This is a genomic window from Paenibacillus sp. sg306046, assembly GCF_059821225.1.
The window spans coordinates 12462-24525 of sequence record NZ_JCAMRT010000019.1 but is presented as its reverse complement, the minus strand read 5'-3'; the positions used below and the strand labels follow the sequence as shown (position 1 = coordinate 24525).

Sequence of the window (12064 nt, the reverse complement as noted above, 5' to 3'; positions counted from 1 at the left end):
ATAAAGCCGCGGCGAGCGGAAGCGGGCTATAGCGCAGCTCGCTGCGGCTTTCTTGAAAGCTCCCTCCCGCAGGGAGTTTTTCATGTCAACGGCATCAGAAGGAGCCTTCCAAACCACGGTAAACGTGGAATGAAAGGCTCCTTTTTAAACCAATACTTTAGGAAAGCTTGATCAGTCGGCTGCCATGCGGCGGCAGTGTCAGCTCAAGCGTCTGCTGCACGTCGTCCAGCGCCGCTTGCTCCCACAGGTCGCGGGCGTGCTTGACCGGCGCGAGGCCAAGCAGCTCCAGCGTGACGGAGACAGCGGCAGGCTCCTCGCCGAGGTTAAACAGCGCGACAAGCGTGTCGCCGTCCTCGGCTGTGGCGGCCCAGACGATCCGCACGCCATCGCTGGAGACGAGGCGGCTGTCGCAGCTGCGCTGATTGACAGCCAGCACCTCGTCATTGGTCAGCAGCGACAGTGTCCAATCGTCATTGTCGCGCAGCTCTCCGCCGTAAAACAGCGGCGAGCGGAAGATCGACCACAGCGTCATCATCGTGCGCTGCTCGTCCCGCGTGAACCGGGTGAAGCGATCTGCGCCGCCGCCGTCCACGGAACGGATGCCGATATGGCCGAGCGGCAGCATATCGCAGTCCGGGTAATGGCCCGGACCGTTGTAGGAAGTCCATTTCTCGCATATAGTTCACTAGAGATCATGATGTCTTCCCTGGTGATTATTTGCGGAGGCAGGTTCTGCCCTGATGATTATGGGCGGCATTTGAACGGGGATGGCCTTTTCATTATAATTTAGAATCATTGACCGGCTTCGCCAACAAGGGGGAACTATGTGGAGATCGAAATATTTACGAAGGCTTACCGTATTTTGTTTGATCCTGGTGACGATCCCGGTTATTTCGCTCGGTATATTATCCTACCTGAAAGCCCGCGGGATTATTGAAGAGAAGGTTATTCAAGGCAATATTCAGGTCCTGAATCAGACGCGACTCAAGGTCGAGCAGCTATTGGAAACGATCGACAATTCGATGATTCAGTTTACAATCAGCCCGCTGGTCAGTCAAACGATCCGTATGCGGCTGTCCACGTATGACTTTCTGAAAATCAATGAACTGACGGAAGGGCTTCACAAGCTGCAGACGTACGACATAGGTATCCAAAATGTCCGGCTCGCCAGTCTGGAGGGCGGCTGGTCGCTGGATAACAGCGCCTTTGTGCTGATGTCCGAGCAGGCTCGCAGCGCGCTTGCCTCCACAGCCGCGATCGGGGAAACGTCGAAGTGGGTTACGGACGAACCGTCGCAATCCGTGCGGCTGATCAAGAAGCTGCCGATTAACTCGGTTGCCAATCCGGAGGGCATACTGGAGGTGACGTTCCCCGATGCCCGGCTGCTGAAGCTGGTTCCCGAGATGACCGAGGAGTCGATGACGGTTATTTTGGATGAGGAGTACCGGCTGCTGACGCGGAATGCGGAAAATCCGACCTTTGACGACAGCACGCTTAACCGGGTTATTGAGCATTTGCAGACGCTGGAAACGACCGAAGGGTATACGACCGTGCAGCTTGATCATCGTTCGATCGGCATCACGTACGGGCAGTCGGATTATAATGGCTGGAAATTTGTTTCCCTGGTTTCCATTGCGGAAATTACGAAGGATTCGCGGGCCATCGGTTACTACACCGTCATTATATGCTCGGTCATCTTTCTGCTGCTGCTGGGCGTATCCTTGCTTGGCTCGCGCCGGATGTACAGGCCGATCCGCCAGGTGATCGAGTTGGGTCTGGGCCGGAGCATGAAGGAGATGAACAGCAGGCGCGATGAGGATGAATTTCAGGTAATCGGTGAGCACATCCGGACTTTGAAGCATTCCCAGACGAAGCTGCTGGATCAAATTCAAGGTCAAACCCGCCAGCTCAAGGAGTTTTTCGTCCGCAAGCTGCTGCTGGGCGAGCTAAGCGGCAAGGAAATTCAGGAGCGTGCCGGTCAGTACCATGACGGGGCGGAAGAAGGCTCTTATTGTGTGCTTACCGTACAAATTGATACGCTTTCCGGCACGCGGTTTATGGAGTCGGACCGCGACCTGCTGATGTTCGCGATCAACAACATCGTTTCCGAGCTGATCCCGGCCCAGCGCCGCCACGATCCTGTCGTTATTGGCGGCAATCAGGTGACGCTGCTGAAAATGCCGGCGGATACGCCGCCGGAAGCGGCTAAAAATGAAGTGTACGCCACAGCCGAAAAAATCCAATCGACCGTGCGTAATTTGCTGGAGCTGAAGGTGAGCATTGGCATCAGCGGCAGCGGCGTCGGGCTTGCCGCCGCCGCGCAGGCTTATCGCGAAAGCATCGGAGCGCTGAAATACCGGATTCGCTTCGGCGAAGAAGCGATTTTGCATATGGAGGATGTGCTGCCGGACAGCCGCGCACAGCTGGTCTTTCCCGAGTGGATCGAGAAGCAGCTGATTGATACGCTGATGGTGCCTGACCTGGAGAAGGCCGGCCAGCTGCTGCATGAGCTGTTAAGCATGACGCTGAAGGAAACGATGCACCATCAGGAATACCAGATGATGCTGTTCCGGCTGCTGGCGGATTTGCTCCGCGAGCTGCAGCAGGTCGGCGAATCGCTGCCTGCGCTGGCGACAGGCGAACGCGAGCTGTTCGAGCAGCTGCTGCATCTGAAAACGGCTGCGGAAATCGAGCGCTGGTTTATGACGACGGTGCTGGAGCCGATGGTATCGGTGATGAGCCGCAAGTGGGAGGCGCGCAACCGCAACATATCCGAGCAGATGAAGGAGATCATTCACCGGGAGTTCGAGTCGGAGCTGACGCTTGATGTGTGCGCGGCCAGATTGAATTACCACCCGAACTATTTGAAGACGGTGTTCCGCAAAGAAACGGGCACCAACTTCAGCGACTATGTATCTCAATTCCGGCTGAACGAAGCGAAAAAATGGCTGATCGAAAGCGATATGAAAATTTCCGAAATCGCGGAGCGGCTGCGATATCAGAACTCGCAAAACTTCATTCGTTATTTCCGTAAAATGGAAGATATGACGCCCGGCGATTACCGCAAAAAGTACCGCTCCGGCTGATGTTTATTCGCTTTACGCTCGCAGACTCTGGCTTGCCGCCAGAGTCTGTTTGCGTTTCTGGCAGCTGCTTGGCTGCTGGAGGCCGATAGCTGAATGGCTGGATAGCCGAATAACCGGATAACCCTCAGGGCGCTATCCGGATTATCCAGCCTGCTCTGGTGATTATTCCGGCTGCTTCTGCTTGAACCGGCCGCCAATCCGGGCAGCTTCTGCCGGGCGGATTATTTGCATGAAGGACCGGTTCGTTTAAAGTAAGGGCACAAGGATGAGGATGAATGAGGAGTGCGGGACGATCATCCCGATCATCCCTGACAGGAGGGGCAGCAGATGAGAGACACCTGCAAGCCGGTATGGCCGGCGGATCTGGGGGACGGCACTTACCGGAATCCGATTTTATATGCAGACTATGCCGATCCGGATGTCATTCGGGTAGGCTCTGATTTTTATATGGTTTCGTCGAGCTTTTCACATGCGCCATGCTTGCCGATTTTGCATTCGAAGGATTTGATCAACTGGACGATTTTGACCCACGTGATGGACCGGCTTGAGCTGCCCGGCTTTGACCGGCCACGGCACGGCGAGGGCGTCTGGGCGCCCAGCATCCGGCATCATGCCGGCAAGTTTTGGGTATACTTTGCGACCCCGGACGAAGGGACGTTCGTCTGTACGGCTGACGCCGCCGAGGGGCCCTGGAGCGCTCCGCATCAGGTTAGTGCGGTGAAGGGCTGGATTGACCCTTGCCCGTTCTGGGATGAGGATGGACGGGCCTATCTGGTGCATGCGTTTGCCCACAGCCGCTGCGGACTGAAGGACAAGCTGCAGCTCGTCGAGATGTCGCCGGATGGCCGCGAATTGATCGGCGAAGGCGTTATCGTGTTTGACGGGACTGAACGGCATCCGACTATTGAAGGGCCGAAGCTTTACAAGCGCAATGGCTACTACTTTATATTTGCTCCGGCGGGCGGCGTTGTGCCGGGCTGGCAGACGATTTTGCGCTCACGGACGCTTGCCGGGCCGTATGAGGATCGGATCGTGCTGCATCAGGGGGATACGGACATTAACGGGCCGCATCAGGGCGGCTGGATCGAGCTGGAATCCGGCGAGTCATGGTTTTTGCACTTTCAGGATCGCGGCGCATTCGGGCGGATCATTCATCTGCAGCCGATGCGCTGGGAGGAAGATTGGCCGGTGATGGGGCAAGACAGCAACGGAGACGGCATCGGCGAGCCGGTGCAGCGGTGGACCAAGCCGGATGTAGGCGGCGTCTTCCCGGTCAGCGCGCCTGCGGCCTCCGATGATTTCACGTCGCCGTCGCTGGGGCGGCAGTGGCAATGGCAGGCGAACCCGGCCGCTGGCTGGTATTCCTTGCAGGATAGGCCAGGCAGCCTGCGGCTGAATGCTCTGCCGCTGCCGGACGGGGCAGCGACCTTGTACGAAGCGCCGCAGCTGCTGCTGCAGAAGCTGTCTGCGCCCAGCCTTCAGGCGACGGCTCCGCTCCGGCTTCACGCGGCGGCGGACGGGGATCAGGCAGGCTTGATTTTGTTTGGCATCACGTATGCTTGCCTTGCGGTAACGGCGAAGAACGGGCGCTGGCGGTTGTCCGTCGTGCAGGGGGCGCCGGAGCAGGGCGCCCGAACGGAGCGGGAGCTATGGTCGACCGAGCTGGAGCATGTCGCACCAGGAGGGGAAGCTGGCGTACAGCTTCGGCTGACTATAAATGAGGAAGCGCGCTTCCGCTTCAGCTACAGCTTCGACGGCCTCCACTGGCAGCAGGCGGGCGATTCGCTGCAGGCGAGCGCAGGCCGCTGGGTAGGGGCGAAGCTCGGCTTGTTCGCCGTAAACCGCCAAGGGACGGCCGGCGGCGGGTTCGCAGCGTTCGATGAATTCCGGGTCGATGAGCTTCCATCAGGATTATCCGAGCTTCCCTAATGATTATTTCGGCCCGAAGCGCGCAGCGCATGCTGCCTGGATTGTAGACGGGAACCTCGGATCGCGCTAAGCTTCAACCTGTAAGCAAGCAACAAGGTACAAAACAAAAAAGGTACAAAACAAAACGAACGCAAGTAACGAAAGCAAAGAAGCGACAAAGACAAAGACATAAAGGAGTTGAGGACAGGTGCAAACCGCGACACTAAACAATAATAAATCGCAACCATCGGCATGGGCGACCTTCGCGCGCCGGTTCAAAAAGCATCGCTGGTTTTATTTGATGCTGACGCCGGGTTTGCTGTTTTTCCTCGTCTACAAATATATTCCGATGTGGGGCGTGCTCATTGCCTTCCAGGACTACCAGCCGTTTCTCGGCTTCGCCAACAGCCAATGGGTAGGCTTGAAGCATTTCGAAGCGTTTCTCGGCGATGATTCGTTCTGGCAGCTGCTGCGCAATACCTTTTTGCTGGCCGTGTATAATATCGTATTTTTCTTTCCGATGCCGATCATTATCTCGCTTATGCTGAACGAGGTGCGCAAGGATTTGTACAAGCGGACGATCCAGACGCTCATTTACGTGCCGCATTTCGTCTCCTGGGTTGTTGTGGTCGGGATCAGCTTTCTGTTCTTTAATACGCCGGGCGGCATTGTCAATAACATGCTGGAGAGCTGGGGCAAGGAGCCGATCAACTTCCTGCTCAGCCAGGAATGGTTCCGGACGATGATTACCTCGCAGGTCATCTGGAAGGAAATGGGTTGGGGGACGATCATCTTTCTGGCCGCGCTCGCTGGCGTCGATCCGGGTCTTTACGAGGCCGCGCGCATCGACGGCGCCGGACGCTGGCGGCAGCTATGGCACATTACATTGCCGGCGATCCGCAGCACAATTATCATCTTGCTCATTTTGCGGCTCGGGCATTTTCTTGACACTGGCTTCGAGCAAATTTTTCTGATGATTAACCCGATGAACCGCGAGGTTGGGGAAGTGTTTGACACGTATGTGTATACGACCGGGATTACGCAGGGCAAATTCAGCTACAGTACGGCCGTAGGTCTCTTCAAGTCTGCCGTCGGGCTGGTGCTGGTCGTCGGGGCGAACTATTTGTCCAAGAAGTTTGGCGAAGAGGGGATTTACTAACAGGAAAGGAACGATCGCTCATGGTTGACAAATCTTTGCCTAACCGGGTGCTGGACTGGGCAAACTACACGCTGCTCGGTTTGGTTGCGCTGCTTTGCATTTTACCGTTTGTTTATATTGTGGCCGCCTCCATTACAGCTCCCGAGGAACTGCTCGCACGTGGCTTTATCCTGATTCCGACGAAGTTCTCGCTCGAAGGCTACCGCTACATTTTATCGACGCCGATTATTATGAAAAGCTTGGGCGTGTCCATTTTCATTACTGTTGTGGGAACACTCGTCAATTTGTTTTTCACCGCACTGATGGCGTATCCGCTGGCGCAGCGCGATTTGGCGGGCAACAAGCTGTTTATGCGTCTGATCGTTTTTTCGATGCTGTTCAGCGGCGGAATGATTCCGACGTTCCTGATCGTGAAGTGGACCGGCTTGCTGGACAATCTCGGAGCGGTTATTATTCCGGGCTTGATCAGCGCCTTCAACCTGATTATTATGCGCAACTTTTTCCAGCAGCTCCCGGACGGCCTGGAGGAAGCGGCTCGCATCGACGGAAGCAGCGACTTCGGCATTTTATTCCGGATTGTCATTCCGTTGTCTGCTCCGGTGCTTGCTTCAATGGCTTTGTTTTATGCAGTCGGACATTGGAACTCGTATTTCAGCGCCGTGCTGTACATCAATGATTCCTCATTGTGGCCGGTGCAGGTGTGGCTGCGGCAAATCGTTATATTATCTCAAGGGGGGATTGGAGACTCGTCCACATTTGAAGAAGGCTATGTTGCGCCACCCGCGGAAACAATCAAGATGGCGGTTATCGTTATTTCCTCGCTTCCGATTTTGATTGTGTATCCGTTTTTGCAAAAGCATTTCGCCAAAGGCGCGCTGCTTGGTTCTGTGAAAGGTTAATTTCATATTCCGAAAAAACAGGGGGAATTACGATGTCTTTCCAGCAAAAACGAACCTTCAAGCTTGTATCCTCGGCTGTCTGCATCACTTGCTTGTCCGCCGCCGTGCTGGCTGGCTGTGCTACGAAGGAAGCGCCGGCCCCGTCCGGGCAGGGCGCTGACGCGAGCAAGCCGCTGGAGCTGTCCGTGATGCTCATCCAGCAAATGCCTGAGCCGCCATCGGCAGACAATCCTGCGATCAAGAAAATTCAGGAATATACAAACACCAAGCTGAATTTTACATTCGTTCCAGCTTCCGCCTACGATGATAAAGTAAGCGCTACGCTCGCTTCCGGTAAACTGCCCGATGTTATGCTGCTCCGCAAGAACAAGGAAACGGCTATGTTGAATGCGCAAAACTCAGGAGTATTCTGGGACTTGACTCCATTCCTGGCCGACACCAAAAATCTGAGCAAAATTAATCCGGTTGCGTTAACGAACGCAAAAATTGAAGGCAAGCTGTATGGCATTCCGCGTGACCGGACACTGGCTCGCTACGGGATGATTTTCCGGAAGGACTGGCTGGATAATCTGGGGCTGCAGGTGCCGAAAACGTCGGAGGACCTTTACAATGTTGCAAAGGCGTTCACAGTAAATGACCCGGACAAAAACGGCAAAAACGATACGTTCGGCATCCAGGAGGACGCGACGATGGAGCTGCTCAAGCAGCTTACGGTCTACAACGGCGGCCCGAATGGCTGGGGCTTGAAGGATGGCCAAGTCACGCCGGACTTCCTGTACCCGGAGTTCAAAGCGGCGCTCGACCTGTACAAAAAGATGGTTAGCGAAAAAATCATCAGCCCGGACTTCCCGATCGCGAAAAAATATGATTACTTTAATCAAGGCAAGGCAGGCAGCTATTTCTCCGTGATCGACGACAGTGTTACCCGGCACAATGACCTGCCCAAGCTTGACCCTAAGGCGCAAGTTGATGTCGCGCAAAATTTCGAAGGCTCCAAGGGCCAGCATGTTCGAGGCACATTCGGCTATGACTCCCTGATCGCGATTCCGAAGCAAAGCGTGACGTCCGAGGAAAAGGTGAAGCAAATTATCGCCTTCCTTGATAAGCTGGCTGACAAGCCGATGACCGATATCTTCGAATGGGGAGTTGAGGGAGTCGATTATACGGTCGAAAATGGCGCAGCGAAGAAGAAGGATAAAGCGCTTATGGCTGCGGACGCCTTGAATTTAAGATGGGATGGCGGCAAGTCGGAGATTAAGGGCACGATTAAGCCGATTGAGGAAAAGGTTCAGAAGCTGTTCGCGGATAACAAGCAGCTCGCTGTGATTGATCTGAGCGCATCGCTGCTTTCCAGCACCAACACGCAAAAGGGCTCGGATCTCAAAAAGGCCATTACCGATGCGCAAACGCAATACGTGCTTGGCCAGCTGGATGAAAACGGCTGGAACGCAGCTGTTGACAAATGGCGCAAAAACGGCGGCGACAAAGTCATCGAGGAATTTACAGCCTACTATAACGCCAACAAGCCTAAGTAAAGCAACCATGATAAGGAAGCAGGAATCCGCCGGGGAGTTGACGGCGGATTCCTGCATTTCTGCAGAAAGGGAGCCACCGGCTCATAACCGGGAAGCTGCAGCGCTTGTCCGCAAACGCTTAGTCGATTGGCTAGCAGCCCAATTCCCCCTCATTTAGAGGAAAAGGAGCGAATACGTCAAACGTCATCTGAGGACAACCGGCAAACCTGACTTCGGCTTGCCGGTTCCTGATGCTGTAGACTGACCCTGATCGAAAATGCAGAAGCCTCCGCGAGCCGGGGGCTTTTGTTTGTTAACGGACCTGCCGGCACAAGTAATTGGTTTTTTTTGGTGCCTTCATGTCAGCAATCATGTATAATGATGTCGAATAAGAAATGGAGGGTATGTGCATGGAATTGTTGAACAGGCCGATGGGAGTAGGTGCCATACTGGACCGGAGCTTCCAGTTATACCGCAAGCACTTCGTCCCGGCATTCTTATTAATGCTGGTGTTTGTCGGGCCGTTTTATTTAGCGCAAAACTGGATTCTTTATAATCTTTCCAGTGTCCCGCTGCTTCCGCAGAGCGGCGAAACGATGAGGGATGCCTTTGAGCTGTACACCGGGACAGGCGCTGCAGATCCTTCGGATTTGAACGTCGGTCTGCTTGTTTTCGTCTTTTTGCTGATGCCGCTTTATGCGCTGCTGCTGCTTCCGGTGCTGCTGTCCTCGCAGCTGCATCTGGTCAAGGCTGCTTTGGAAGGGCGCGAAGCCCGGTTCGGCGAGCTGCTGCGTCTCGGCTTCGGCCGGTATGGCCGGCTTGTGGGCAATACCTTGTTATACGGCCTTATTGGGATGGGAATTATGATGGCGATCTGGATCGTGCTGGTCATCGCCATTCTTATTATCGTGTCGGTCACGGTTGGCGTGGGGGCCGGCTTATCCGCACTGGGATCGGATATGCCCTCAGGCGGAATCGTTTTCGTTGTCATTGCCATCGTCGTATATATACTATCCATACTGGGATTGAGCGCGGCTTCGAGTTACTTTTTGATCCGGTTCGGATTTTATTTCCCGGTGATTGCGCTGGAAAACGGCGAGCAGGCGCTTCGGACCAGCTGGAGACTGACCAAAGGAAATTTTTGGCGCATTTTTGCTGTGCTCTTGCTGCTGAGCATCATTTATTCGGTGTTTTCGCTAGGGGTATTTGCCTTGATCGTGGCCGTGTTCAAAAGCTCGCTGATCGGGCAGCTCATCAATGTGCTGCTGGTGCTGCTGGTAGCTCCGCTGTATACGATTCCTTACGGCGTGATCTATTATGATCTCCGCGTGCGCAATGAAGGCTCGGACCTGGAGCGTTACTTGCAGGCCTCCGGCGCTGAAGCACAGTCAGCAGCCGGCTTCGGCGGAAATGGCGGTCCGGCAGGCAGCGGCTATGGCGGCGGTGCTGGACATGAGACGGCTGCACAGACAGGCTCCGATCCGGCTGCGAGCGGGCCGTCCGCCCAAGCAGGTCAATCCGGTCAAATCGGCGACGTCGCTTCCGCTTCCGCGCCAGGCAGCGCTGTGTCCTCCGACGGCACGGCGGACGGCGACGGGGACGCGACTGAACCGGTACGACAGGCGGATGCGGAAGCAAATCGTCATAGCGGCTCACCGTCCGATACCGGAGCAGCGTCCGGTTCCGGCTCTGAGGAGCCGGTAAAGCCGGCAGATCGCACGAAACCGGGGGAGTCGTCTTCGAACCATGACTAATGCGCAGCTGCAAGCGGATAAAGACAAGCTGCAGGACATTTTGTCGCGCGAGGAGTTTGCTCCGTACGTCGCACGGCCCAATCCGGTGTTGAACTGGCTGGAGCGAATGTGGGAGAAGCTGCTGGCCTTGTTCCCCGATGTGGACCTGCCGCCCGAGTCGTCGAAGGTGCTTGCCTACGGCGTGCTGATTGTGCTGCTGGCGGCGCTGGTCGGGGTCATCATTTGGCTGATTCGCAACATGATCATAGCCCGGCGCGGCCGCAGGCGCGGCGTGTTTGCCAGCGCAGGCGAGCTGGCTGCGACGTCGGGGGCTTACCGCGCGGATGCGGAGCGGCTGGCCGGGGAAGGCGACTACCCGGAGGCGGTGCGCCGGATGTTTCTCGGCCTGCTGCTGCTGCTTGACGAGCAGGGCTGGGTGCGCGCGGAGAAGTGGAAGACGAACCGCGAATATCGCGAGGAGCTGCTGGAGCGCCGCCCGGCGCTGACCTCGGCCTTCACCGAGGCGTCCTCGCTGTTCGACCATCTTGTGTACGGCAGCGGGCGAGCGTCCGCTGCCGATTACGCGCGCATGCGGGAGCTCGCCGACCGGGCGCAGGAAGGAGGCGGAGCCGATGCTGCGGCGACATAAGCAGTTAATCTGGTTAGCGCTCAGTGTGCTGCTGTTTGTGCTGGCCGGTTATGGATTGGTCAAGCCGGGGCTGCCGAGTTATGCTCCGTACCTTTCGAATTCGCCTGCGGCGGATGGCGCGAAGGGCTTGTACGACCTGCTGAAGGAAAACGGCGAGCGGGTGAAAGCATGGCGTCAGCCGTGGCGGGCGCTGCCGGATGCCGAGGGGCATACGATGGTGTCGATCCAGCCGTACAACCTGACGGACAGAGATCTCGACGATGCGCTTGACTGGGTGGAGAAGGGCAATGACTTGCTGCTGTTCGACTCCGCTCCGCCTGCCGGACTGCCCTTCAGCTATACGAAGCTGACGCAAACGGACGAGCCGTTGGCCGTTCCCGTTACGGATTTGCTGCGTCCCGGCAGCAAGGATTGGACAGGCTCCGTCGCTTCAGCGGTGCGGATCAAGCTTGCCGCAGGGGCGGAGCCGCTGCTGCAGGATGGGCAAGGTGTCATTGCCGCGCGCATGAAGCAGGGGAAGGGAACGGTGACGCTGCTGCTCGTACCGGAGTGGACGACAAACAAAACGGTGCTGGCACAGTCGCATTTTGAATTGCTTTGGCCGTATTTGCCGCGCGACCGCAAAGCCGTCTGGTTCGACGACTATCATCACGGCCAGCAGGATCAGCCGGGCATGCTGTCGGTATATCCTGCCTGGCTGCTGGCGGTGCTGGCGCAGCTGGCAATTGCCGCGCTGCTGTGGCTGTGGCTGAAGGCCGTCCGCTTCGGGCCGGCCTACACGCCTCGCGCTTGGACCGTCCGGCGCGGCGATGAAACGCTGCTGGCGGCCGCAGGCTGGTATGAGCGCAGGCAGCTTGCCCGCGAGGCGCTCGGCCATCAGGAAGCTTATCTTCGCAGCCTGCTGCGGCAGAAATGGGGCATCCGGCTGGACGCCACCGACGGACAGCTGCTGGCGGCGGCTCGCCTTCACGGGAGCGCGGGCGATGTCGAGCATCTGGCGAAGCTGCTGGACAGCTTCCGCCAGGCGCGCGAGGCCGCGCTGTACCGTTCGAAACAACTGGAGCACGACAGCCGTCTGGCTGATGAACTGATCAGCAAACTTGAGAGGAAGTGAAC

At 56.7% G+C, this 12064-nt stretch carries 9 protein-coding genes; 8 read left to right on the top strand and 1 reads right to left on the bottom strand.

From position 1 onward, the window contains the following. Positions 1–157 precede the first annotated feature (157 nt). The gene (locus AC6ROY_RS18650) at positions 158–679 is read right to left on the bottom strand and encodes a hypothetical protein (RefSeq protein ID WP_500102169.1); all 522 of its coding nucleotides are present in this window, start codon (positions 677–679) and stop codon (positions 158–160) included. Between the two features lie 145 nt (positions 680–824). Here AC6ROY_RS18650 and AC6ROY_RS18645 point away from each other — a divergent pair, with 145 nt between their 5' ends. The 8 genes from AC6ROY_RS18645 (at position 825) to AC6ROY_RS18610 (ending at position 12062) form a co-directional block, all read left to right on the top strand. After that, complete coding sequence (locus AC6ROY_RS18645; protein WP_500102095.1) at positions 825–3086, top strand: helix-turn-helix domain-containing protein; 2262 nt, start codon at positions 825–827, stop codon at positions 3084–3086. A gap of 327 nt (positions 3087–3413) precedes the next feature. Next, on the top strand, positions 3414–5015 hold the full coding sequence (locus AC6ROY_RS18640; RefSeq protein ID WP_500102093.1) for a glycoside hydrolase family 43 protein: 1602 nt from the start codon (positions 3414–3416) through the stop codon (positions 5013–5015). A gap of 280 nt (positions 5016–5295) precedes the next feature. After that, positions 5296–6153: an ABC transporter permease gene (locus AC6ROY_RS18635; RefSeq protein ID WP_500102168.1), complete on the top strand. Its 858-nt coding sequence runs from the start codon at positions 5296–5298 to the stop codon at positions 6151–6153. Positions 6154–6173: 20 nt separating this feature from the next. Beyond that, on the top strand, positions 6174–7052 hold the full coding sequence (locus tag AC6ROY_RS18630; RefSeq protein WP_500102091.1) for a carbohydrate ABC transporter permease: 879 nt from the start codon (positions 6174–6176) through the stop codon (positions 7050–7052). 32 nt (positions 7053–7084) lie between these two features. Then, complete coding sequence (locus AC6ROY_RS18625) at positions 7085–8587, top strand: extracellular solute-binding protein (protein WP_500102089.1); 1503 nt, start codon at positions 7085–7087, stop codon at positions 8585–8587. A 389-nt stretch (positions 8588–8976) separates the two neighbouring features. Next, a complete protein-coding gene (locus tag AC6ROY_RS18620; protein ID WP_500102088.1) occupies positions 8977–10320 on the top strand; it encodes a DUF7847 domain-containing protein in 1344 nt (447 codons plus the stop codon). Beyond that, on the top strand, positions 10313–10948 hold the full coding sequence (locus AC6ROY_RS18615; protein ID WP_500102086.1) for a DUF4129 domain-containing protein: 636 nt from the start codon (positions 10313–10315) through the stop codon (positions 10946–10948). Before AC6ROY_RS18620 ends, AC6ROY_RS18615 begins: the two co-directional genes overlap by 8 nt. Beyond that, positions 10932–12062 (top strand): DUF4350 domain-containing protein, encoded by a 1131-nt coding sequence (locus AC6ROY_RS18610; protein ID WP_500102084.1) that lies wholly within the window; start codon positions 10932–10934, stop codon positions 12060–12062. The genes AC6ROY_RS18615 and AC6ROY_RS18610 overlap by 17 nt, the downstream gene beginning before the upstream one ends. Positions 12063–12064 lie beyond the last annotated feature (2 nt).

Excerpts from the sequence above, each read along its gene's own strand:
- AC6ROY_RS18615 (WP_500102086.1), top strand. The coding sequence starts at position 10,313 with ATGACTAATGCGCAGCTGCAAGCGGATAAAGACAAGCTGCAGGACATT.
- AC6ROY_RS18640 (WP_500102093.1), top strand. The coding sequence starts at position 3,414 with ATGAGAGACACCTGCAAGCCGGTATGGCCGGCGGATCTGGGGGACGGC.
- AC6ROY_RS18630 (WP_500102091.1), top strand. The coding sequence starts at position 6,174 with ATGGTTGACAAATCTTTGCCTAACCGGGTGCTGGACTGGGCAAACTAC.
- AC6ROY_RS18610 (WP_500102084.1), top strand. The coding sequence starts at position 10,932 with ATGCTGCGGCGACATAAGCAGTTAATCTGGTTAGCGCTCAGTGTGCTG.
- AC6ROY_RS18645 (WP_500102095.1), top strand. The coding sequence starts at position 825 with ATGTGGAGATCGAAATATTTACGAAGGCTTACCGTATTTTGTTTGATC.
- AC6ROY_RS18625 (WP_500102089.1), top strand. The coding sequence starts at position 7,085 with ATGTCTTTCCAGCAAAAACGAACCTTCAAGCTTGTATCCTCGGCTGTC.
- AC6ROY_RS18620 (WP_500102088.1), top strand. The coding sequence starts at position 8,977 with ATGGAATTGTTGAACAGGCCGATGGGAGTAGGTGCCATACTGGACCGG.
- AC6ROY_RS18635 (WP_500102168.1), top strand. The coding sequence starts at position 5,296 with ATGCTGACGCCGGGTTTGCTGTTTTTCCTCGTCTACAAATATATTCCG.